A 24,809-nucleotide genomic window follows, 5' to 3' on the forward strand; every position below is an offset into this window, starting at 1 on the left:
CTAAAATTCTTTTTTATTTCATTCATTTTAGACGCTTGCTAAAATTATAACCGAACATGCTAAATACATATTTAATTAAAATGTAAAATATCCATGTATGAATAAAGTTTGTAATGAAACCAAACAGAGTACTTCTCCCTGTGTAAATAGAATAACCTACAAATAATGTAACTATGAGTATGTCTGAAAAGTTTTTAAAATGTAAGTTTTTACATTTATAATCAAATATCCTAATTAAAAAACCATAACCAAAAGAAATTAAAATCACTCCAATCAAGCCAAATTCTATAAATAAATCAGCTAAATGCGACGTACCTAATCCAGTAGTATAAAAGCTACCAAAATATTGAATAGTTATAAGCTCTGCAGTCCCATTAATAACTCTACCTGCTACTAAATTATCTATTAATTTTATACCAAAATAAGGTACACCTTTAGCCAATGCCTGAAATTGAAAAAAACCATAAGAATGCGGATATATACCACGTTCAATACCCATTATAGCCAAAGTAGTATTTCTAACAATTAAACCTGGTAATGATTCATAGTCCTTAAATGAATCCAAACTTTTTTCAATAGAAGCTGCGGACAAGGTTTCATTGCCACTTTGTCTTAGTACTTCAATAAATGTAAATAATGTACCTAAAACAATATAGACCCCAACCAAATAAACTAATATTTTCTTTTTTACCATCATGTTGTTTAAAAGTAAATACCCTAAACCTATAATTAGTAATAGAACTAAAACAGGACCTCTATCTCCACCAATAAGTGCATATATTATAAAAAGAAATATAATTGAAAAACCACTAATGTTGCGCTTGACAATTCTAACTGGACTATATTTTTTAGTCACGAAACTACTTCTAATAAGTTCATTATATAATATTATTGAAATTATCAACACACTTAATCTAATAATAACAATATAATTATAAGAGCTGACACCATTAAAAGTAGAACCCAATGTCCAACCCGTAACACTTAATGAAAACATAAAGTATACAAAAAACAGTACTATAAATACACTAGTCTTTATGGGAACCAACGCTCTTATATCATATTTTTTTACTTTCTTTTTTTATAGGCATTAAATAACCACAAATTATTAAAGGTAAATTAATCCCTAATAAGAAATTAGCTTTTATAAAGCTTGCTTTATCTAAACTATAACGAAGTAATATATTTGAAAGTCCGTAACCATCTGTTAAAGCCATAAAGTACAATGGTGCGTTAAAAAATAATATTCCAAATAAAACAAAATACAATAATTTAATCTCTACTTTTCCTTTATTGATTTTAGGCCAAACAAATAGTAGTGAACACACAATGGATATTAAAGGAAACACAAATAATAGATCATCAAAATCTTGCAAGTCATAAAACCATCCTATAAGATTTAAAATAGCTATAACAATAAGTACAATAAACTTCATGTATTATTAAATTTTATCTTTATGACTTCTTATGCTCATCTTAAACATATTATTATCTTTTCTTGTATATAGAATAAAGCTTATTTAGCTCTTCACTTAAATTTAAAATTTCTAAACTCTGGATTAAAAGAAAATAGCAAATAAAAAATAAAGGTAAACTCCAAAAATAATCTAACCCCTTTATATTAAAAAAGGAAATAACATTTAAGCATAATAATGCTGTTGTCACTGAGATACCAATAATTTTAAAAAGTTTTACTAATTGAGAGGGTTTAACAGCGTCTATAATTTTATGCGAGTAGTAATAATTAAAAAAATAACTAATCATACTTGTAAAAACAAATCCAACTATCAACAAAGTTAAATTAACATAATATATTCCAATTAATATTGTTATAGCCTGAATAGACTTTTTTAAATATTCCAGGTATAATATTTTTTTGTTTGGTTAAATACCTTGAAAATAATCCTATTTAGCTTTTCTAATAAATAGAAAAAGGACGCAATGGTTAGTAATTGAAGATAAAAAACTGAGCCCATCCATTTCTCTCCAAACAGTAAAAAAACAACTGGTTTTGCATACACGTATATAAACGTAGAAATGAAAGCTAATAATACCATAAAGTATATATTAATTTTATCAAAAATTGAGGCGAAGCTTTTTTCATCATCTTGAAATTTAGATAAAGATGAAAATAACACACCTTGTGTTAAAGTTGCTATTATACCACCTGGAACATCCTGCAATTTTTTTGCTTGATAAAAAAACCTGTTTGCTGAAAAGAAAAATATCGCGCCAAAATTAATTGATATACATTTTCAAATGCTGAGTTTAATATAGAAGCTAAGGTAGTATTGACACCAAACCCATAAAGTTCTTTAAACGATTTTTTTGAGAAGTATAATCGTAAATAAAACCCTTCAAAAAACCACAATATAAGGGTATACATACCTGCTGTTAAAAGCTGGATAACCACGAGAGCCCAAACGCCAAAACCTTGATATGCTAAAATAACACCTATTACAGAAGCAATAATTACAGATATGAACGTATAGATTGAATATTTCTTAAACTTCAAATCACTCATTAACTTTGCATTCTGAGTTATTTGGAAAGAGTTTATTATTAAAACCAAAGATGCCACAAGTAATAGCTTTTTTAATATAGGGTCTTCATAATATGAAGCAACCCAATTAGAACCTACAAAAATGAAAACATAACAAACAATACTAAATATTAAGTTGGTTACAAAAACTGTTGAATAATCATTTATTGTTGCTTCTTTTTTTCTAACTAATGCACCTCCCAAACCTCCTTCTGTCAAAACATTTGCGATACCTACAAAAAACATTATTACTCCTACTTGTCCAAATTCATCAGGAGAAAGTAATCTTGCTAACCAAATGTTAGTAAATAAGACGACAACTAATGATGCCATACGACCAAATAATGACCAAGCAGCTCCATTAATTAATACTTTCTTTAAATTTGACATTAACCTCTTCGTTTTGCAGTTAATTATTATTCTTAAGTTAACACGCTTTTAATTCAAAAATTTACTTCCCAATAGCTTTCACTTTAAACCCAATAGTTTCTAGTGCTTGTTTATCTAATAGGTTACGACCATCAAAGATAAAGGCTGGTTTGTTCATGCTATTATAAATACGCTGCCAGTCGTAGGTTTTAAACTCGTCCCACTCTGTCAACACTGCAATTGCATGTGCACCATTAACTGCGTCATACGGATTATCTTGTGTGCTTAAATAGGTTTGGTTTTGTGCTTCTGTACGTGTGTTTAAATAGTTAATATCAAACTGCATTTGTTTTGCAGATACTTTAGGATCGTACACGCTAATTTTAGCTTGCTCGTCCATTAACTTATCTGCCACGTAAATGGCTGCAACCTCTCTAGTATCGTTGGTATCTTTTTTAAAAGCCCAACCTAAAAAGGCTATTTTTTTGTCTGATACTGTGTTGTATAAGGTTTGCACGATATTATTTGCAAAACGGTCGCGTTGGTGATTATTCATTATAATAACCTGTTCCCAATAGTCTGCCACTTGATTTAAGCCTAAAGACTTAGAGATATACACTAGGTTTAGGATGTCTTTTTGAAAGCATGACCCACCAAAACCTACTGAGGCTTTTAAAAATTTAGGTCCAATACGCGAGTCCATACCAATTGCTTCTGCTACTTCTTCTACATTGGCTTGTGTCGCTTCGCATAACTCTGAAATCGCATTTATAGACGATACACGTTGTGCTAAAAAAGCATTGGCTACTAATTTGGATAGCTCTGACGACCAGATATTTGTGGTTAGTATTTGTGCTTTTGGTACCCAAGTCGCATACACGTCCACTAAGGCTTGTATGGCTTGTTGCCCTTCTGGTGTTTGGTCACCACCAATTAGTACACGATCTGGATGTGTTAGGTCTGTTATTGCTGTCCCTTCTGCCAGGAATTCTGGATTGGATAATATTTGAAACTTTACACCATTACCAGTATGGTTTAGTATGCTTTTTATGGCATGTGCTGTTTTTACTGGTAGTGTTGATTTTTCGACTACAATTTTATTAGTGGTTGCGACTTTAGCGATTTGTCTTGCACAAAGCTCGATATACTTTAAGTCTGCTGCCATCCCTTTTCCTGCACCATAGGTTTTGGTAGGTGTGTTAACCGAAATGAATATCATTTGTGCTTGGTCAATAGCGTCTTCGACATTAGTCGAAAAAAACAGATTACGACCTCTGGCTTCCTTAACGACTTGGTCTAAACCAGGTTCAAAAATGGGTAGTTTGGTTAGGTCGTCGTTATTCCAGTCTGCAATACGTTGCGCATTTAAATCCACGACTGTTATTTTGATGTCTGGATTTTTTTGAGCCATCACAGCCATAGTTGGTCCTCCAACATAGCCTGCACCAATACAACATATTGATGTTATTTTATTAGGGTTTTCCACAACGGTTGTTGTGTTATCTGTTTGATTTTGCATTAGGTGTGCTTACGTTATAATTTAACTTGCTTGTATGTGCTTGGGTTGTCTAAAAACCATTGGTAGGTTTTTGCAATCCCTTGCTCTAGATTGGTAGTATATTGCCAACCTGCTTGTTTTAGTTTAGACACGTCCATTAATTTACGTGGTGTGCCATCTGGTTTTGTACTGTCCCAAATAATTGGTCCTGTATGACCAATTGCTTTTTGGATGGTTGTTGCTAATTGTTTAATGGTAATGTCTGTACCTGTACCTACATTATACAAATGGTCTGGCATTTGGTTGTGCATAGCAAATAGGACTGCTTGTGCTAGATCGTCCACGTATAAAAATTCGCGCATTGGTGTCCCACTTCCCCAAAGGGTAACTGGAGCGTTGTTATCTAGTTTAGCGTCATGAAACTTGCGAATCATTGCTGGTAATACGTGTGAGGATTTTAGGTCAAAATTATCGTTTGAGCCATATAAATTGGTTGGCATTAAGCTAACAAAATCCTTATTGTATTGGTTTTTGATGTGCTGACACAGTTTGACTCCTGCAATTTTTGCGATTGCGTAACCCTCGTTAGTTGGCTCCAATGGTCCTGTTAATAAACTGTCCTCTGTTAAGGGTTGTTGTGCTAGTTTTGGATAGATGCAAGAACTGCCTAAAAAGATTAGTTTTTTGGTGTTATTACGATGTGCTGCATCTATAATATTGTTTTGTATTTGCAGGTTTTCTAGCAAAAACTGATACTGAAATTGGCTATTGGCTAATATGCCTCCCACTTTGGCTGCTGCTACAATAACCACTTCTGGTGTTGTGTGTTCCATAAATTGGTTAACAGCGTCTTGGTTACGTAAGTCTAGTTGTTGGCTAGTTTGCCCAATTAGCTTAGTGTATCCAGCTGCTGTTAATGCACGCCAAATGGCAGAACCTACCATTCCTTTATGACCTGCTATGTATATTTTTGCGTCTTTTGATAATGTGCTTGACATGTGTTGTTGTTTACTGTTACTTAGTGTTGCTACGTTTACTCGAAATAATTTAGGGTCTGGTAGCCACCATCTTTAAGCAGTTGTTCTTTTTTCATTAGTTTAATATCTGATGACATCATGTCTTCGATTAACTCTTCTAACTGGATTTTTGGTGTCCAACCTAATTTTTGTTTGGCTTTGGTAGCGTCTCCGATTAGTAAATCGACTTCGGTAGGTCTAAAATATCTAGCGTCGACACCTAACACCTCTTGTCCTACTTTTAATGGGTAGTCAGGATTTGTGGTTTCTTTAATAATAGCAACCTCATCCACTCCTGCACCTACAAACTGTAAGGTCACACCAATGTGCTTAAAGGCTTGTTTTACAAAGTCACGAATGGTTGTGGTTTTACCAGTTGCAATGACCCAATCTTCTGGTTGGTCTGCTTGTAAAATCATCCACATCATGCGTACATAATCCTTAGCGTGTCCCCAATCACGTTGCGCGTCTAGGTTACCTAAGTATAATTTATCCTGTAAGCCTAATCCAATTCTGGCTACAGCTCTGGTAATTTTTCTGGTTACAAAGGTTTCTCCTCTTAAAGGTGATTCGTGATTAAACAAGATTCCGTTACAGGCGAACATTCCGTAAGCTTCTCTGTAATTTACTGTCATCCAAAAGGCGTACATTTTTGCTACAGCATAAGGTGATCTTGGGTAAAAAGGTGTGGTTTCGGTTTGTGGTACTTCTTGCACTTTACCGTATAACTCTGAGGTTGACGCTTGATAGATTCTGGTTTTTTCTCTAAACCTAATAATCTAACTGCATCCAAAATACGAAGTGTCCCTAAACCATCTGCATTACCTGTGTATTCAGGAATTTCAAAAGAAACAGCCACGTGACTCATAGCAGCAAGGTTATAGATTTCGTCAGGTTGTACTTCTTTAATAATTCTAATTAAATTGGTACTGTCTGTCATGTCTCCATAATGCAGAATAAAATTACGATTATTCACATGCGGATCTTGATATAGATGGTCAATCCTATCTGTATTAAATAATGAACTACGACGTTTTATACCATGAACGATGTAGTCTTTTTTTAATAGAAACTCGGTTAAATATGCGCCATCCTGTCCTGTAACGCCTGTGATTAATGCTATTTTTTTCATTTTATTGGTTTGGTTTAATAGAAAACCGCTTTATTATATAAATATTATTCTTATCGTTATTTTATTGCGAATTTACAAAGTAGGCAAAACAAATTTAATCTTACCAGATTTATACTGTATTGCAAACGGAATGACTAAAATTAGCATCGCTACAGGAACAGTAATCGCAAATATGACGTTAGTATCTAAATGATTTAGTGCTAATACCAATACTGTTATCCCAATGGTATACAATGCGATAAGACTGGTTGCCCATTTGTGTTTTAATCCAAGGTCTATTAAACGATGGTGTATGTGATTACGGTCTGCCGAAAATGGACTTTTTTTGTTACAAATCCTAACGCAAAACACCCTAAGTGTATCTAATAATGGATAGGATAATAAGGCCAAAACTATTACTGGTGCGTTTTGAAAGATTTCTTTATCAGGATTATGTCCTGCTAAGCTTAAATAGGTAATCATTTGAATGGCTAATACAAATCCAACCACCATTGATCCTGTGTCACCCAGAAATATTTTTCGGTTTCGCGAAAAGTTAAATACTAAAAAGCCAATTAATGCACCAACTAAAGCCAAGGATATTAAGCAGTAAAAAAAGTGACCACTATAGTAGAATAGTAAGGCAGTGATAATAGAAATTATGGCTCCTAATACTCCTGCTAATCCATCGATACCATCAATTAAATTATATGCATTAATGACTAACACTATAACAAATATTGAAAACAGTATGGCTGAGAATAGTGAGATTTTATAAATACCAAATAAGCCTACAAACGAGTTGATGTTTAAATTGGTTGCAATTACAAATATAGAAGCGACTAGCAATTGATAGGCTAGTTTACGTTTTGGTGAAATTTTCATGATATCGTCCGCCAAACCCACTAATAACAGTAATAATATAAGGACATTAAACACCATTAAATCTATTAATTGACTGTAATTAGCAAACAGTATTGCTGCCACTTGAATGGTTAACACCACACCTGTAAACACACCAACACCTCCTAACGTAGGAATTACCCCTTTGTGCGATGTACGTCCATTTGGTAAGGCTGTTAAGTTTTTAGCTTTACTAATAGCCACTACTTTTGGCATCACGATTAATGTGATAATTAATGCTGTAATTACTGTGACTATAATTACTATGCCTTTATAGTTGCTCAGAAATTGTGTTATCTGCTCATGGTTTGTTGGTAAGCTTGTTGTTAACATAGTAATAGCGCTATACAGTTAAACATAAAAAATCATTTTTATCGCAATCCATTGTGTATAACTTAGTTACTATTTACAGTTACATAAATAGCAATAAACGTCTATAGCTGGGTTTTAATAAAACGTAGCTGACTAAAAATTAGCTATTTAACTAATTTACTAAATAAAAAAAGGGATTGTAATGCATTACATTTGTTAGTTAAAGCGATTTTACTGGTTAGGTAACTTTAATAAACAAATTGTATTAAAACTTATAATAAGCCTAATACTGCTACTATTGATTTTCCCGTTTTTAATAGATTCCGTTTGGTTAGAACTGAACCTTTTTACACAATAATTACGTATTGTTGATTTTCAAATTATTGATTTGAGTGCAATTTTACGACAAATCACAATTAAAACAAAGGGACTCCACGCTTATTTTACTCAATTTAACACAACGGTAATTTAACTTTTAGCTATTTAAACCGTTAAGTTAAATATTAAAGTAAATAAATTGATTATCAAATGCTTATAACTAAAACCAACACTATTACATAGCCTATACGCCTTACAGTTACTGGTTTATGTATTTGTTTAGATTATAAAATAAATCCTATCTTGCTTGTAGAAAAATTATACTATGTTTTCAGCAAAAAAGAAATTAGATCGTGCTTATAATCAAGCTAAAGTTATTGGGTTTGATGACGACTCTAAGTTTATACTATTTAGTGATTGTCATCGTGGTGATAATAGTTTTGCTGATGATTTTGCTAATAACCGAAATATCTATTACCATGCTTTAAAACATTATTATGTCCAAGGTTTTGACTATGCCGAATTAGGCGATGGTGATGAGTTGTGGGAAAACATATCGTTTGAGTCCATCCTTTATGCTCATAAAAACGTGTATGGCTTGATGCAACTGTTTCATAAACAAAACCGCTTGCATATGATTTGGGGAAATCATGATATGGTGTATCGCGATCCTGACTATGTTAAGAAACATTTACATTCTTTTTTTGATCCTAAGGTTGGCGCTGATGTAGAATTGTTTGGTGATATAGAATACCACGAAGCTATTATTTTAAAACATAAAGACACACAGCAAGAGGTATTTTTAACGCATGGTCATCAAGCGGATTGGTGGAACTATACCTTCTGGAAATGGAGTCGATTTATGGTACGTGTCCTTTGGAAACCTTTAAATGTTATGGGTATTGCAGATCCCACTAGTCCTGCAAAAAACTATAAAGAATTGATTAAGGTCGAACGTCGTACTAAAAAATGGATTACTGAAAACAATAATATGATTACTGTTGTTGGTCATACGCATAGACCACGTTTTCCGGAACCTGGTGATGTGGCTTTTTTTAATGATGGTAGTTGTGTGCATCCTAGAAGTATTACTGGTATTGAGATTGAAAATGGCGCGATTTCTTTGATTAAATGGCAAATTGCTACTAAAGAAGATGGTACGTTACAAATTGTGCGTGTTTTGTTAGAAGGTCCTAGACGCTTGTTGGATTATAGCGATTAGATTTGCTGTTTTATTTGAAACTGATTATTTATTGGGTAGATTGCTTTGCTTTGTTTTGTTCATTGGATTGCTATTGTTAAGCAGATTGCTTCACTTTGTTCGCAATGACGTTTGGATTGGGATTTGTTTTCTCGCGATGATGTCTTGTTGCGCTTTAGTTTTTAAACTGCTTCGCGTTTTAGGTAAACTCTCCGTTTTTTTATAAAAAAAACACCTCTCTTTAACTAAAGAGAGGAGCTGCAGTGTGTTGTTATTTTTTGTTGGTAGTAACGTTTTGTTTTGTATATGTGATTGCTAGTGTTAGGGAGATTGCTTTGCTTTGTTTGCAATGACGTAGTTTCATTGTTTTACTTTGTTTGTAATGACGTAGCTTTACTGTTTTACTTTGTTTGTAAATGAGATTACTAGTGTTAAAGAGATTGCTTCACTATGTTCGCAATGACGTTTGGATTGGGATTTGCTTTGTTTGCGATGATGTGCTGTTTCGCTTTAGTTTTTAAACTGCTTCGCGTTTTAGGCAAACTCTCCGTTTTTTTTATAAAAAAATCATCGCTCTTTAACTAAAGAGAGGAGCTGCAGTGTGTTGTTATTTTTGGGTTGGTAGTAACGTTTTGTTTTGTTCTTGTGATTGTTAGTGTTAGGGAGATTGCTTTGCTTTGTTTGCAATGACGTGTGCGATGAGATTTGCTTTGTTTGCGATGATGCGCTGTTTCGCTTTAGTTTTTAAACTGCTTCGCGTTTTAGGCAAACTCTCCGTTTTTTTTATAAAAAAAACACCTCTCTTTAACTAAAGAGAGGAGCTGCAGTGTATTGTTATTTTTTGTTGGGAGTAAAGTTTTGTTTTGTTCTTGTGATTGCTAGTGTTAAGCAGATTACTTCACTTTGTTCGCAATGACATTTGGATTGGGATTTGCTTTGTTGAGGCTAGTTATATTGTAAGGCAGATTGCTTCACTTTGTTCGCAATGACGAGAACATTAAGATTTGCTTTGTATATGTGATTGCTAGTGTTAGGGAGATTGCTTTGCTATGTTCATGTTATTACTAGTGCTAAAGAGATTGCTTCACTTTGTTCGCAATGACGTATCTGTAAGACTTCACTTTGTTCGCAATGACGTATGTGATGAGGTATCTATAAAAACTTACTTTGTATGTTACGACATGTGGATTATTCTTCAGGAGCTAATTGGACTTCCAGACCTTCTAGGGCTGGTGTCATTTGTATTTGACAACCTAATCTTGAATTATCTTTGACGTTAAATGCTTCGCTAAGCATCGCTTCTTCATCGTCTTGCATTTCTGGAAGCATCGTATCACTTAACACGTAACATTGGCAACTTGCACACATTGCCATACCACCACAGATTCCGATAGTGCCTTCTGGAGCTAACTCGTAACTACGTACAACTTCCATAAGGTTCATTGCCATATCTGTTGGTGCAAGCACTTCATGTGTTACACCATCTCTGTCTGTAATTTTTATTTTAATATCCTGTTCCATGAGGAGAAGTAATTATTAGTTAGAGGTTAATAGTTAGTGGTTAGTATTTTCAATAAGACTATTAGCTTCTGTCTCTTTTAAATAATGCAATCTAATTGATAAATATAACATCTAGCGGACTTCGCTATTTGATCCTTAAAGGAGAAGTCTTTATTATCTTGAAATACTTTACAAAGATGTATCGCTAAATCCTGCGACTTTTGCCAAACTAGTAAGTCTTCCAATTTTTGTACTGCCATGACTGACTACTGAATCGATTTTACCACTGCTTTTGGTGCTTCTTTACGTGTACCATCAAAACCATCGACTCCGCTGACTGTCGTATATTTTAATACATATCGTTTTCCTGGATTAATAATTTGATACGCTGATTGACACATTAATGTTGCTTCGTGAAAACCACATAAAATTAATTTTAATTTTCCTGGATAGGTATTAACATCTCCAATAGCAAAAATACCTGGAATATTAGTTTGGTAATCCAAGCTATTATCCACCTTGATTGCATTTTTTTCTATCTCTAAACCCCAATCTGCAATTGGCCCTAATTTTGGTGACAATCCAAAAAGTGGTACAAAATGATCACACTCTTTTTTAAAGGTTTTAGCATCTTGCTTTATAGTAATAGCCTCTACTTTGTTAGTCCCTTCTACTCCAATAACCTCAGCTGGTGTGATTAAGTTAATCTTACCTGCATTTTTTAATTCTTGTACTTTTTCTACTGAATCTAGATGCCCTCTAAATTCGTTTCGTCTATGGATTAAGGTTACTTCTGAAGCGATATCGCTTAGGTAAATACTCCAATCTAAAGCTGAATCTCCTCCTCCTGCAATGACTACTTTTTTATCTCTGTAAAACTCAGGTTCTTTGATAATGTATTCAACCCCTTTGTCTTCGTAATTAGCTAGATTATCAATAATCGGTTTACGAGGCTCAAAACTACCTAATCCACCTGCTATTGCTACTACTGGAGCGTGATGTTTTGTGCCTTTGTTAGTGGTTACTATAAAGGTTCCATCCTCTTGTTTATCAATCGTTTCAGCACGCTCGCCAAGTGTAAAACCTGGTTCAAATTGCTTGCATTGCTCCATTAACTTGTGCGTTAAATCTCCTGCAAGAATTTCTGGATAGGCTGGAATATCATAAATAGGTTTTTTAGGATATATCTCTGAGCATTGTCCACCTGGTTGTGGCAATGCGTCTATTAAATGACATTTTAATTTTAATAATCCTGCTTCAAACACAGCAAAAAGACCAGTTGGTCCTGCTCCTATTATTAGTATGTCTGTTTTAATCATTATTTTTTCTTTTCAAATTTACCTTTAGCCTTTACTTAGGGCTTTTAGTGTACCTGACAAAAGTAAAACAAGATTTGGTTTTGTTTTATGACTTTTGTTAGCTTTTTAACTGCATTAAGCATGGTGTATTTTGACTACGCTCAGTACTTACCCAATGTGTGAGTGCCTGACCTTTGTGGTAACGCCAAAACTTATGTTTTACGCCACGTTAATTACACGTTCGATTTGTGGTGCGTACTTTTTGATAGTCATCTCTACACCTGACTTTAGAGTCATTTGGTTGACACTACATGAGGTACAAGCACCTTGTAATTGTACTTTAACTTCGTTATTCTCGATAGATAAAAGCGCTATGTCTCCTCCATCACTTTGTAAAAAAGGACGAATTTCTTCTAGTGCTTTTTCTACGTTTAATCTTAGTTCTTGTGTTGTCATTTATTTTTTATTAACTGCAGAACATCCTGCCATAGTGGTAATTTTGATAGCTTCTGTCGCTGGAAGATTATCGTTTCTATCCACTACTTGTTGCACTACGTTTTGTGTTATTGTTTCAAATGCTTTTTCTAAAGGCGTTCCGGTTTGCATTGCTGCTGGACGACCAACGTCTCCTGCTTCGCGTATGCTTTGTACTAATGGTAACTCTCCTAATAAAGGCACTTGTAAATCTTCAGCTAGGTGTTTTGCACCTTCTTTACCAAAGATATAATATTTGTTATCAGGCAACTCTGCTGGTGTAAAGTAAGCCATGTTTTCTATAATTCCTAAAACTGGTACGTTAATACTGTCTTGTTGGAACATTGCAACTCCTTTTTTAGCATCTGCTAAAGCCACGTTTTGTGGTGTACTAACCACTACTGCACCTGTTATTGGTAGTGATTGCATGATGCTTAGATGAATATCTCCTGTTCCTGGTGGTAAGTCAATTAGTAAAAAGTCTAATTCTCCCCAAGCTGCATCAAAAATCATTTGGTTTAATGCTTTTGCTGCCATAGGTCCACGCCATACAACTGCTTGATCTGGTTTTGTAAAAAACCCGATTGATAATATTTTGACTCCGTAGTTTTCTACAGGCTTCATTTTTGATTTACCATCTACTGTTGTCGATAATGGACGTTCCAACTCTACATCAAACATGATTGGCATTGATGGTCCGTAAATATCAGCATCTAACACACCCACTTTAAAGCCCATTTTAGCTAATGTGACTGCTAGGTTTGCTGTTACTGTAGATTTACCAACACCACCTTTTCCAGAAGCTACTGCTACTATGTTTTGTATTCCAGGAATGTGTTTTCCTTTGATGACATTTGGTGCTGATTTTTCTGGTGCATCTACTTTAATATTAACCTTAATCTTCGCTTTTTCATACACTAGTTTGTGAATGGCTTGTAAGATTTCGACCTCAGTTTTTTTACGCGCTTGTAAGGCTGGGTTTTTTATTGTTATGTCTACAATAACCTCGTCTGCAAAAGTTACTACGTTTGTTATTGCTCCGCTTTCGACCATATTTTGACCTTCTCCTGGTACTGTTATAGTTTCTAACGCTTTAAGTATGTCTTGTTTATTTAATTTCATAATTATTTAGAAAAAAAGAGTAAATTATAGCTTGAAGACCATGCCTACAGCTTATAATAATCCACTCTGGATAATTGTTAACTAATTCAGAATGATTCTAAAATGCAAAGATACTACATAAACCTTGAAGAATGAAGCGCTTGGTTTGTTGTTTTTTATGGTTTGATAAGGAAAATTTATAACTAAAAATCTAAGAATATTAACTTCTTTTTAATGCTATGCGTTTGATTGGTCGTATCTGAAAACCATGTATTCATATCGTTTACAGCTTGGATGGTATCAAATTGAGAATAATTAATCGAACCTTTAAATGGGTTAGAATAATACAATTTTTGATCGTTCAGTACTTTGACACGCATCTTGGTGTTATAATCGCCTGAGTATTTAAGTATGGACGACACCATAACATGTTTTGGCTTTAGCTGGTAATATTCAAAATCACTTATACAAATCCTTCTAGGCACTTTATTATATTCAATGGGTTTCCATTGGTTATTTTTATCCAATGCTTCAACTATTACATACAAATCTCCGTTAATAACAGATGGTACTATTACTCTATTATTATCCGATTGATTATAAATAAATACTGGAATGGTATTGTAATGCTTTTTTAACCTTTGCTTATTTTTAATCTTATTTTTTTCCATGACTTCTAAAAAAACACTATCACGATAAACCTTATCATATTCTTGATATTCTGGAATATAAAATGAAGGTGGAGGTGGTGGTGAGAGTTCCGAAACATTTATTTCATGGGTGTGAAAATTAGCATTATTGACATCTACATACACTATTAAACTGTCGTTTTTAAATCCTTGCTTAGCGTTAATAAAATCAGCTTGATTATTATCTTTTTTAAGCGAAAAATCTAAAGTATCCAAAACATTAACACCATAAATTAGATGATTAGCTTCCATCATAACTTTAGAATCCACCTGAATAATAGTATCGTAGGCTGCTGTTATTAAAACTGGTTGATTAAATGATTTTTTATGATTACAAGATGTAACCAAAAAAATTAGCATGATTACATTAAAAAGAGTGTTGTACTTCATGCTAAAAACGTATCAAAAATTATTCCGAAAGTAATGCAGAAGGATCCCAAAATAGAGTTTCAAAATTTTGGATTTGGTTATCTACAACCTCAACACCTTCGCTTTCTAGTAATTGTTGCATAAGGTTAGTGCCATCAAAATGATGTTTACCTGTTAGTAATCCCTTACGGTTTACCACTCTGTGTGCAGGCACGTCTTTATTATGTGACCCATTCATAGCATAACCTACCATTCTGGCTCCACGTGTAGCCCCTAAAAAATTAGCTATAGCTCCATAACTTGTCACACGACCATACGGAATTTGTCGCGCTACCTCATACACTTTATCAAAAAAATTAAGTGTTTCGGGTTTCATAGTTTTAAAAGTCTTTTATAATATTTATTAGTGTTACAATTGCAATTATACCTGTAATTGAACCTATAATGTAGTTCATGTTTTTTTGTGACTTTAGCTTTTTGCTTTTTATCTTTTTTAGAAAAAACACATAAATATACAACATCACAAACGTACCAGATGCTGCTCCAGCAACATAGGACGCAATGTTTGGATTGTCCAATGTTATCCATCCTAAACTAGCCAAAGTTATACTCATATACGCTTGATACGGAATTGGAAACACATTTAATGCTGACAACACCATACCATAAAAAAACTGACTGCGTTTACTTTTACGATCGGCTTCTACTTCTGGTTTTGGATCCTTGGTAGCTAATAAAAAAAGTAAACCGTTATTAAAACAAATAATACAAATGCGACTTGTTGTAATATCCTAACTACCTCAGAATGTTTACTTAAATAGCGCGCAAAAATAACCGCTATTAATGTTTGTATCACTACAATAACACAAACACCTAACGAGAATACTAAGCCACGACTATACCCTTCTTTTATACTAATTTTTGCTGCTGTCATGTTAAGCAATCCTGGAGGGATTACACCAACAAGTGCAATTAATAAGCTTACAAAAAAGGTAATTGTTAAATTCAATAGTTAGTTAATTTTAAATCTAATATACGTAATTGGTTTGTTTTGTTCTAAATAGATGCTTTCATAGTGCGTTTGGATGCTTGTTACTTCTTCTGGGCTTCCGTCTTGTCTATACACATCGTTATTAGAATGTAATACCTCATGACCTTCACCATGTAGTAACCCTAATGTGTAACCATGCATGAACTCTGAATCTGTTTTAAGATTCATGATTCCGTCTGGTTTTAAAATCGTTTTGTAACGTTTTAAAAACTGCGAATTAGTCATGCGGTGTTTTGTACGCTTATATTTTATTTGTGGATCTGGAAAGGTAATCCAGATTTCGTCTACTTCGTTTTCTGCAAAAACAGACTCGACCAACTCAATTTGTGTACGTATAAAGGCAACGTTAGGCATATTATTTTCGGTAGCAGTTTTGGCTCCTCTCCAAAAACGTGCACCTTTAATATCTATACCAATAAAGTTTTTATTAGGAAACTTTTCTGCTAAAGCCACACTATATTCTCCTTTACCACAACCTAGCTCTAACACTAATGGGTTGTTGTTTTTAAAGACATTTTTATTCCAATTTCCTTTATGCTCGTAAACCTGGTCTACTAATTGACTTCTAGTTGGCTGAAACACATTATCAAAGGTTTCATTTTCTCTAAATCTTTTTTGCTTATTCTTGCTACCCACTTCTTAACTATTTGTTATTTCTGGCGTAAAATTAAGGAAATATACCTAAGTAACTTTATGATTATCTTTGATTTTGACATTTTACTGCGTTAAGGATGGAAGTGGCATCCTTTTTTTGCTGCCATAAATGGCAAAAAAAGACATAACCCTTCGGCAAGCTCAGGATAAACTATCAGCCTGACCCTTGTGGTAACGCCCAAATTTTTATAATGAAAAAAGAATTCTTGTTGCACCTTTAAATTGGGGAATTGGTCATGCGACGCGATGCATACCTATTATTAATGCCTTGATTGAAGCGGGTTTTGAGCCTATTATTGCTAGTGATGGTCAAGCTTTAGATTTGCTTAAAAAAGAATTTGAGAGTGTGACGTGCCTTACATTACCTGCTTATAATGTTAAATATGCCAAATCTAAAACATGGTTTAAATGGTTAATGCTTTGGCAATTACCTAAAATTAAAAAAGCGATAAAAAAAGAACATCGCGCGACACAAAAAATTATTGCTGACTATAATATTAAGGGTATTATATCTGACAACAGAATGGGTGTTTTGTCTAAAACGGTACCTTCTGTATTTATAACGCACCAATTAAATGTGTTAAGCGGAAGCACTACTAAATTAAGCACTTATTTTCATGATCACTATTTAAAGGCTTTTGATGAATGTTGGATACCGGATTTTGAAAACCAACCTAATTTAAGCGGAAACCTTGGTCATAATTTTAAAAACAAAGGTTTAAAGATAAAGTACATTGGTCCTTTAAGTCGGTTAGAAAAAATTAAGGTCAAGCCGAAGTATGATATCATGGTTTTGTTGTCTGGACCAGAGCCACAACGCACTATATTAGAAGAAAAACTACTATCTGATTTAATTAATTATAAAGGAAAGGTGATGTTTGTTAGAGGAAAAATTGAAGCAGAACAGACCGTTATGTTGGAATCTCCTTTTACGATTTACAATTTTATGCAAACCGAAGAATTGCAACAGGCACTTAATAAAAGTGAACTTGTGGTGTCTAGATCTGGTTATACAACAGTTATGGATTTAGCTAAGTTGGGTAAACAAGCGTTTTTTATACCAACACCTGGACAATTTGAGCAAGAGTATTTAGCTGACTATTTAAACAACCAAGGGATTATTGCTAGTTGTAGTCAGGAGGATTTTACTTTAAAACAATTGGAACGTGTGACTACCTATTCTGGTTTTAAAGGTTTGACAAATACAATAGACTTTAAGGCGTTGTTCTTGCTTTTTCAAGCGTAAAAGAAAACTCGCTACCAATATTAAACTCGCTTTCTACATAAATTTTTTCGTCGTGTGCCTCAATAATATGTTTAACAATTGCTAGTCCTAAACCAGAACCACCTTCTTTACGTGATCCACTTTTATCGACTCTGTAAAAACGCTCAAACAATCTAGAGATATGTTTTTTCTCAATCCCTTCTCCATTGTCTGTTACTCTAACAATGACTTTGTTTTTAATTAGTTTTTCTATACTGATTTCGGTCGTTCCTTTTTCGCGTCCATATTTAATAGAATTCACAATCAAGTTAGTCAACACTTGTTGTATACGTTCTTCATCGCCTTTTACCATTATTGGATACTTATAATCCATATCAAAGGTTAAGGTAATTTTTTTCTTGGCTGCCTTCATTTCTAAAAGCTCAAAAACGCTTTGCACGAGCTCTACAATATCAAAGGTATCGACGTTTAGACTTAAATCTCCAACTTCAAGTTTGGTTATCATGTCTAAATCCTTAACAATATAGATTAGTCGCTCCACACCTTTATTGGCTCTTTCTAGATATTTTTCAGCTACGTTTTTGTCATTCATAGCACCATCTAACAATGTTTCTAGATAGCCTTGTACTGTAAACAAAGGTGTTTTAAGCTCATGGGAAATATTACCCATAAACTCCTTACGGTATTCTTCTCTTACTTTAAGTGTTTCAATTTCTAGCTTTTTGTTTTTAGCATATTGGTCTATCTGTTTGGTCAGCGTAGCCATGTCTGTAGTGATGCTTTTTTTACTAAAACTAACTGCTTCTAAAAGGGTAAGATCTTTGTAAATTTTGTTAATACGCTTATAGATAAATTTTTCTACCCTAAACTGTGTAATTAAAAACGATACGCTAAAGGTTGCGAAAGCAAAAAGCGCTATTTGTCCTACGTCCACAAGATAAAACGCATACAAAAACAGACCCATAAAAAGGGTGAGGAAGATTGTTATTAAAAACGAGGTTTTTAATGCAAACTTGTAAGTCTTTTTTAACTTCAAATTATTCTACAAATTTATAACCAACACCTTTGACGGTTTTAAAACTGTCATCGCCAATTTTTTCTCGTAGTTTTCTAATATGTACGTCAATTGTACGTCCACCAACAACGACTTCGTTACCCCAAACACGATCTAAAATATCTTCTCTTTTAAAGACTTTATTAGGTTTAGAGGCTAATAAAGATAATAATTCAAATTCTTTTCTTGGTAAAATAATCTCGTCACCATCCAGAATAATTTTATATTCCTCTCTATTAATTACCAGGTTACCAATGGTCATTAAAGACTTACTAGTTTCTTCTGCTTTTAAACGACGTAACAATGCTTTAACCTTACTAACCAATACTTTTGGCTTAATAGGCTTAGTAATATAATCATCTGCTCCTGCATCAAATCCAGCCACTTGCGAGTAATCTTCTCCTCTGGCTGTTAAAAACGTAATAAGCGATGCGCTTAATTCTGGGATTTTTCTGATAGCTTCACATGCTTCAATACCATCCATTTCTGGCATCATCACATCTAGAATAATAAGCTGTGGCTTTTCTTTTTTAGCTTTTTTGACTGCTTCTAATCCGTTTTTAGCGGTAACTACCTGATAGCCTTCATTAGTTAAATTATAACCTACAATTTCTAAAATGTCTGGCTCATCATCCACTAAAAGGATTTTAATGTCTTTTTTATTCATGTGTCTATTATATGTGTTTTTTTATCTATCACATGGTATTTCAATAGGCAGTCTATTATTTAAAACAACCTGATGTTGTAAAATTTTTATGGACTTTACTATTGAATTACATAATGGTTATATTAATGTAAAGATAAAACTATTACTAAAAGATTTAATTTTTAAATGATTAATAACATTAAGATAACATGCTAAATTAATCTAAAAAAATATAATAGACGCATAATCAGTCTTTAACTACAAATCTGATAACCAAAGCATTAAAATGATGTTATTTTAACATTAAGAAGCAGGATAGCATTATTAATAGTTGGGTTAAGTCAATTTTCTGTGTATCTTTATTGCCTAATTTTATATCCATTAATTATGAAAAAACTTTACTTTTTAATTTTTATTTTAACATCAACTTTCTCGTTTGCACAAAACGCTGCAGTAAATGGAGGATTTGAAAGCTGGACTGGAGGCGTTTTAGATTCTTGGACTTCAGAATCAGGAACAACGCTAACTGAAGAAAACACAATTGTATCAGAAGGTACTTCTGCAATTAATTTTTTAGTAACAACACAGACTCAAGGAAGTACAGATTTTAGACAAACCGTTACTGTAACACCAGGTTTAGTTTACGATGTATCTGTAGATGTTTATCAATTAGACAATGCTGCCGAAGCAAGGCTATTTGCTGATGGATACCAAGGCTATTCAGACTCTGGCATTATTGGAGCTTGGCAAACCTTAACTTACGAATTTACTGCAACTGCTGCTACTGCAGATTTTGGACTACGTTTTTATGATGTGGCTGGTTGGACTGCTGCAGGTAGCAATATTATTGTTGACAATTTTCAAATAGTACCACAATCTACACCAAGTATATCTGTTATATCTCCATCAGAAGGAGATTTACTATATACGCCAAATGTAACTGTAGATGTTAGTGTACAAAATTTTAACGTCGCTAACGGAACTGGTGATGGACACATCCACTACACTGTTGATGGCGGAAGTATTGTAATGAAATATGACACGAATCCAATAAACCTTACAAGTTTAAGCGCAGGATCACATTCTGTTTACCTAGAATTAGTTGACAACTCTCATAATCCAATTGTACCAGCAGTAAATACGACTGTTAATTTTACAATTGCAGAAGTACAAGCTTTACCTTTTACAGAAAGTTTTGATTATACAGCTGGTGAAACTATTGCAGAGCAAGATGCTTGGACAAACTACTTTTCTGGTGATGATGCCTTAGTTGAAACAGGAAGTTTAACTTATCCTGGAATAACAGCTGCAGGTAACTCCATGTCTTTTGATGGGTCTGGAGCAGATCCAGTTGTTGACTATACACCTACCAATGCAGGAAAAATTTATGCTTCTTTTATGTTACAAGTTACTGCATTAGATGCTGCTGCTACTGATGGTTATTTTGCTGTATTAAGGACTGACTCCGGAAGTTACGAATCTAGACTATGGATAACACCTACTGGAGCAACAACTTACAGAGTAGGTATTAGTAATGGTGGTACATTAACACAAATTGTACCTACAGATTTAAATGTTGGCGACACAGCTTTTATTGTCTTTAATTATGACATAGATAATGACACTGTAAGTGCATGGGTAAATCCAGTATTAGGAGGTGTAGAACCTGCTGCAGACGCTACCGAAGCTTCTGGAAGTACAGGTAATACTTTTTCTCAATTTTTAATTCGTCAAGATAGTGCAACTGAAACACCATTTATTGTAATGGATGAATTAAGAATAGCAACAACATGGAGTGAAGCCTCTTTAACAACTCAAGAATTTAACACAACTGCAAACTTTAACATCTATCCAAATCCAACAAATACAGGATTTGTAAACATTACAACTAAAACAAATACATCTGTTAATGTTACTGTATATGATGTATTAGGAAAGCAAGTTTTATCTAAAACATTAAACAACAATACATTAGATGTTACTAGCTTAACAACTGGTGTTTATATATTAAAATTAAACCAAAACGGAACCTCTACTACTAAGCGATTAATAGTAGAATAATCCCATATTAAGGTATTGTTAAAAGAGTTATCTGTTATCAGATAACTCTTTTTTTGTATAGATTTGATGCTAAATTTAACAACACATTTATATGAAAAAAATTTACTTTTTACTTTTTACACTTGTTTCATTATCTAGTTATGGACAAGTAAACATTGCTACAAATGGTGGTTTTGAAAATTTCACAGGAACAACGCCTGATAATTGGTCTTTAATAGACTCAGGAATAGCAACTGATGAAGAGTCTACAATCATAAGTGAAGGAACGAAATCCTTAAAAGTAACAGTTAACACTGCTACTCAAGCAAACACAGACTTTAGACAAAATATAGATGTAGAAAATGGAGTTGAATATACCTTTTCTGTAGATATTTATCATCCATCAAGTGATAATGATTCAAGAGTAAGATTATATATAGATGATTACGCTAATTATTCTGATCCTTCAAATACTGATACTTGGCAAACAGTAACTACTACATTTACTGCTACTGCTGATGAAACTATAGAAGTTGGGTTAAGATTCTATGATGTTTCAGGATTTGATGGCTCTACGGTAATATATGTTGATAACCTTCAAGTTTATGACCCTTCAACATTATCAACAACAACTTTTAAAAAATCAGAATTCACAGTATTCCCTAATCCAACGTCTAACGGATTTGTAAATATCAAAACTGCAAACAACCAACCAGTAGCTGTTGTTGCTTATGATGTTTTAGGAAAGCAAGTATTAAACACAAAATTAACGACTAGTCGTTTAAACGTGTCTAATTTAAAAGCTGGCGTTTACATTTTAAAATTAACGCAAAATGGAGCGACTACTACTAAAAAATTAGTAATAGAATAAGTTTTATTATACCTCACAAAAAAAGCGTTGCAATAGCAACGCTTTTTTTATTTTATATACTTTTGTGTTTTACAATTTCATGACTACGACTAAGGACATTTTTACAATTACAACTCCTGAGCAGTTTAAGGCAAAAGCCTTAGAGGTGTTTCGTTTTCAGTTTGAAAACAATACAATCTATCGTTCGTTTTGCGACTTACTGTATATTAATCCAAGTGATATCTCAGACTTGCATGAGATTCCGTTTTTACCCATACAATTTTTTAAATCTCATCAGGTATTAAGTACAACTAACCCTATTGAAACTACTTTTTCAAGTAGTGGTACTACAGGACAAATTACCAGTAAGCATTTGGTATCTGACTTAAGCGTGTATGAAACTAGTTTTAAATTAGGCTTTAAGCATTTTTATGGTAATGTAAAAGATTATACCATTTTGGCCTTATTACCTAATTATTTAGAACGCGAAGGCTCCTCTTTAGTTTACATGGTTGACCATTTAATTAAAGATTCCAATAAGCCAAAAAGTGGTTTTTACTTAAATAATTTAGACCAATTAAAGGACACACTAATTGCATTGGATCAAGCAGGAGAAAACGTATTACTTATTGGTGTATCCTTTGCGCTTTTAGATTTAATAGATCTGCACACTTTTAACCTTAAACATACTATTGTTATGGAAACTGGTGGTATGAAAGGACGTCGTAAAGAAGTGATTAGAGAAGAGTTACACAACACCTTAAAAGCAGGTTTTGGTGTGGATGCAATCCATAGCGAGTATGGTATGACCGAGTTATTAAGCCAAGCATACTCCAAAGGACATGGTATTTTTAACTGTCCACCTTGGATGCGTATTTTAACTAGAGATACTGAGGATGCATTAACCGTTTTTAATAGTCCAAAAACTGGTGGTATTAATGTTATTGATTTGGCAAATATAAATTCTTGTAGTTTTATTGCGACTCAAGATTTAGGTAAAGTATATGATAATGAGGACTTTGAAATTATTGGTCGCTTTGATAATAGTGATATTAGAGGCTGTAATTTAATGGTATTGTAAGGACTTTAAAAAAGATACGACCAACCTAATATGAAAAAGAGAAATTAGTTTTTGGTTGGTTAACTGATTTCATAAAAAAAGCCTGCTTATTTTAAGCAGGCTTTATTATTTAATATAGTATTTGAGATTTACAACCTCAGCAATTTTTTAGATAGCTTTAATAATAAAGGTTGTTTTTTTACCTCTGTTAATTACAATATACTTATCGTTAATTAAATCGTCTTTAGTAATCGTGTAATCCTCTGTTACTTTATCCTTGTTTACAGACACCGAGTTTTCTTTTAATGCACGACGTGCTTCTCCATTACTGGCTAAAAAATCAGTTTCGGCAGCCAATGCAGCAATCATGTCTAAACCAGCTTCGATTTTGTCCATAGACACTTCGGCTTGTGGCACACCTTCAAAAACATCTAAAAATAAATTTTCGTTTAGCTGCTTAATTTCATTTTTAAAATCTTTACTAAACAATATTCCTGATGCTTTTTCAGCATTTTCTAATTCTTCTTTACTATGTACAAAAGTAGTTACCTCTTCTGCTAATCGTTTTTGTAAGGCTCTAAAACCTGGATTTTCTTTATGTTCTGCAATTAAAGCGTCAATGGTATCTTTATCTAAAAAGGTAAAAATTTTGATGTACTTCTCTGCATCTTCGTCAGAACTATTTAACCAAAACTGGTAGAATTTGTATACACTAGTTTTGTCTGCAGTTAGCCAAACATTACCACCTTCGCTTTTACCAAATTTACTTCCATCTGCTTTTGTTATTAATGGACAGGTCATCGCGTAAGCTTTAGCTGTGTCATCACCTACAGTCATACGTCTTACCAACTCTGTTCCTGTGGTAATGTTTCCCCATTGATCACTTCCACCCATTTGTAATTTACAATTTAGGTGTTTATATAAATGGTAAAAATCGTATCCTTGGATTAATTGGTAAGTAAACTCTGTAAAACTCATACCTATACTACCTTCTTCTCCAGAAAAACGTTTTTTAACGCTATCCTTAGCCATCATGTAATTTACAGTAATACGTTTACCAACATCACGCGCAAAATCTATAAATGAAAACGATTTCATCCAATCATAATTATTAACTAAAACTGGTGCGTTTTTATCGCTAGAGTTAAAGTCTAAAAAATGAGACAACACAGACTTAATACCTGCTACGTTATGGTTAAGTGTTGCTTCGTCTAGTAAATTACGCTCGTCACTTTTTCCAGAAGGGTCACCAATCATACCTGTTGCTCCACCAACTAAAGCTACGGGTTTATGTCCTGCTTTTTTTAAATGTACTAGCAATATTATTGGTACTAAACTACCTATGTGTAACGAGTCTGATGTTGGGTCAAAACCAATATAGGCTGTGGTCATCTCTTTATCCAGTTGCGCTTCGGTTCCTGGCATGATATCGTGTACCATCCCTCTCCATCTTAATTCTTCTACAAATGCATTAGCCATTTTTAGTGTGGTTTTATTATTGAAGTCGCAAAGATAAAAATCGTGCCAT

At 33.5% G+C, this 24,809-nt stretch carries 22 protein-coding genes and 2 pseudogenes; 5 read left to right on the forward strand and 19 right to left on the reverse strand.

What is annotated here, in order from left to right:
* Positions 1 to 22: 22 nt before the first annotated feature.
* From wzy to AC0L3M_RS10500, 7 genes and pseudogenes are all read right to left on the reverse strand, one after another.
* On the reverse strand, positions 23 to 997 hold the full coding sequence (gene wzy / locus AC0L3M_RS10470; protein WP_473430705.1) for an O-antigen polysaccharide polymerase Wzy: 975 nt from the start codon (positions 995 to 997) through the stop codon (positions 23 to 25).
* Positions 998 to 1,058: 61 nt separating this feature from the next.
* Positions 1,059 to 1,436 (reverse strand): hypothetical protein, encoded by a 378-nt coding sequence (locus AC0L3M_RS10475; protein ID WP_473430706.1) that lies wholly within the window; start codon positions 1,434 to 1,436, stop codon positions 1,059 to 1,061.
* Positions 1,437 to 1,850: 414 nt separating this feature from the next.
* A pseudogene (locus tag AC0L3M_RS10480) lies at positions 1,851 to 2,932 on the reverse strand (lipopolysaccharide biosynthesis protein).
* Between the two features lie 61 nt (positions 2,933 to 2,993).
* A complete protein-coding gene (locus AC0L3M_RS10485) occupies positions 2,994 to 4,430 on the reverse strand; it encodes a nucleotide sugar dehydrogenase (RefSeq protein ID WP_473430707.1) in 1,437 nt (478 codons plus the stop codon).
* Between the two features lie 14 nt (positions 4,431 to 4,444).
* Positions 4,445 to 5,407 (reverse strand): GDP-L-fucose synthase family protein, encoded by a 963-nt coding sequence (locus tag AC0L3M_RS10490; protein WP_292948022.1) that lies wholly within the window; start codon positions 5,405 to 5,407, stop codon positions 4,445 to 4,447.
* A 35-nt stretch (positions 5,408 to 5,442) separates the two neighbouring features.
* Positions 5,443 to 6,557: pseudogene (gene gmd, locus AC0L3M_RS10495) on the reverse strand (GDP-mannose 4,6-dehydratase).
* Between the two features lie 72 nt (positions 6,558 to 6,629).
* Entirely contained in the window at positions 6,630 to 7,772 is a 1,143-nt protein-coding gene (locus AC0L3M_RS10500) for an MraY family glycosyltransferase (protein WP_473430708.1), read from the reverse strand.
* Positions 7,773 to 8,394: 622 nt separating this feature from the next.
* Between AC0L3M_RS10500 and AC0L3M_RS10505 the strand changes: the two genes are divergently transcribed.
* Complete coding sequence (locus AC0L3M_RS10505; protein WP_473430709.1) at positions 8,395 to 9,291, forward strand: metallophosphoesterase family protein; 897 nt, start codon at positions 8,395 to 8,397, stop codon at positions 9,289 to 9,291.
* 1,167 nt (positions 9,292 to 10,458) lie between these two features.
* On the opposite strand, the gene AC0L3M_RS10510 is transcribed toward AC0L3M_RS10505, so the two are convergent.
* The 9 genes from AC0L3M_RS10510 to trmB form a co-directional block, all read right to left on the reverse strand.
* Positions 10,459 to 10,791 carry a 2Fe-2S iron-sulfur cluster-binding family protein gene (locus AC0L3M_RS10510; RefSeq protein WP_473430710.1) on the reverse strand — a complete coding sequence of 111 codons (333 nt, stop codon included), beginning with the start codon at positions 10,789 to 10,791 and terminating at the stop codon, positions 10,459 to 10,461.
* Positions 10,792 to 11,036: 245 nt separating this feature from the next.
* Positions 11,037 to 12,089, reverse strand: a complete 1,053-nt coding sequence (locus AC0L3M_RS10515; protein WP_145004098.1) for an NAD(P)/FAD-dependent oxidoreductase — start codon at positions 12,087 to 12,089, stop codon at positions 11,037 to 11,039.
* A 198-nt stretch (positions 12,090 to 12,287) separates the two neighbouring features.
* Complete coding sequence (locus AC0L3M_RS10520; protein ID WP_292948026.1) at positions 12,288 to 12,524, reverse strand: NifU family protein; 237 nt, start codon at positions 12,522 to 12,524, stop codon at positions 12,288 to 12,290.
* Positions 12,525 to 13,664, reverse strand: a complete 1,140-nt coding sequence (locus AC0L3M_RS10525) for an Mrp/NBP35 family ATP-binding protein (RefSeq protein WP_292948027.1) — start codon at positions 13,662 to 13,664, stop codon at positions 12,525 to 12,527.
* A 182-nt stretch (positions 13,665 to 13,846) separates the two neighbouring features.
* Positions 13,847 to 14,722: a hypothetical protein gene (locus AC0L3M_RS10530; RefSeq protein WP_473430711.1), complete on the reverse strand. Its 876-nt coding sequence runs from the start codon at positions 14,720 to 14,722 to the stop codon at positions 13,847 to 13,849.
* A gap of 19 nt (positions 14,723 to 14,741) precedes the next feature.
* Positions 14,742 to 15,077 carry an MGMT family protein gene (locus AC0L3M_RS10535; RefSeq protein WP_191100177.1) on the reverse strand — a complete coding sequence of 112 codons (336 nt, stop codon included), beginning with the start codon at positions 15,075 to 15,077 and terminating at the stop codon, positions 14,742 to 14,744.
* A 4-nt stretch (positions 15,078 to 15,081) separates the two neighbouring features.
* Entirely contained in the window at positions 15,082 to 15,363 is a 282-nt protein-coding gene (locus AC0L3M_RS10540; protein WP_473430712.1) for a hypothetical protein, read from the reverse strand.
* A 68-nt stretch (positions 15,364 to 15,431) separates the two neighbouring features.
* Entirely contained in the window at positions 15,432 to 15,710 is a 279-nt protein-coding gene (locus tag AC0L3M_RS10545; protein WP_473430713.1) for a hypothetical protein, read from the reverse strand.
* Positions 15,711 to 15,713: 3 nt separating this feature from the next.
* Positions 15,714 to 16,388, reverse strand: coding sequence for a tRNA (guanosine(46)-N7)-methyltransferase TrmB (trmB, locus tag AC0L3M_RS10550; protein ID WP_145004115.1), 675 nt, complete (start codon positions 16,386 to 16,388; stop codon positions 15,714 to 15,716).
* 286 nt (positions 16,389 to 16,674) lie between these two features.
* On the opposite strand from trmB, the gene AC0L3M_RS10555 reads away from it, so the two are divergent.
* Entirely contained in the window at positions 16,675 to 17,652 is a 978-nt protein-coding gene (locus AC0L3M_RS10555; protein ID WP_473430714.1) for a glycosyltransferase, read from the forward strand.
* Here AC0L3M_RS10555 and AC0L3M_RS10560 read toward each other — a convergent pair.
* Complete coding sequence (locus AC0L3M_RS10560) at positions 17,621 to 18,667, reverse strand: sensor histidine kinase (RefSeq protein ID WP_473430715.1); 1,047 nt, start codon at positions 18,665 to 18,667, stop codon at positions 17,621 to 17,623. The genes AC0L3M_RS10555 and AC0L3M_RS10560 overlap by 32 nt on opposite strands.
* Before the next feature lies 1 nt (position 18,668).
* Complete coding sequence (locus tag AC0L3M_RS10565; protein WP_145004123.1) at positions 18,669 to 19,352, reverse strand: response regulator transcription factor; 684 nt, start codon at positions 19,350 to 19,352, stop codon at positions 18,669 to 18,671.
* 366 nt (positions 19,353 to 19,718) lie between these two features.
* Here AC0L3M_RS10565 and AC0L3M_RS10570 point away from each other — a divergent pair, with 366 nt between their 5' ends.
* The 3 genes from AC0L3M_RS10570 to AC0L3M_RS10580 all read left to right on the forward strand — a co-directional run bounded on the left by AC0L3M_RS10570 (position 19,719) and on the right by AC0L3M_RS10580 (position 23,302).
* Positions 19,719 to 21,392: a T9SS type A sorting domain-containing protein gene (locus tag AC0L3M_RS10570; RefSeq protein ID WP_473430716.1), complete on the forward strand. Its 1,674-nt coding sequence runs from the start codon at positions 19,719 to 19,721 to the stop codon at positions 21,390 to 21,392.
* A gap of 91 nt (positions 21,393 to 21,483) precedes the next feature.
* Positions 21,484 to 22,242, forward strand: coding sequence for a T9SS type A sorting domain-containing protein (locus AC0L3M_RS10575; protein ID WP_473430717.1), 759 nt, complete (start codon positions 21,484 to 21,486; stop codon positions 22,240 to 22,242).
* Positions 22,243 to 22,321: 79 nt separating this feature from the next.
* Positions 22,322 to 23,302: a LuxE/PaaK family acyltransferase gene (locus tag AC0L3M_RS10580; RefSeq protein ID WP_473430718.1), complete on the forward strand. Its 981-nt coding sequence runs from the start codon at positions 22,322 to 22,324 to the stop codon at positions 23,300 to 23,302.
* A 147-nt stretch (positions 23,303 to 23,449) separates the two neighbouring features.
* On the opposite strand, the gene tyrS is transcribed toward AC0L3M_RS10580, so the two are convergent.
* Complete coding sequence (tyrS, locus tag AC0L3M_RS10585) at positions 23,450 to 24,760, reverse strand: tyrosine--tRNA ligase (protein WP_473430719.1); 1,311 nt, start codon at positions 24,758 to 24,760, stop codon at positions 23,450 to 23,452.
* Between the last annotated feature and the right edge of the window lie 49 nt (positions 24,761 to 24,809).

This window comes from Olleya sp. KJ81-1 (genome assembly GCF_055808135.1).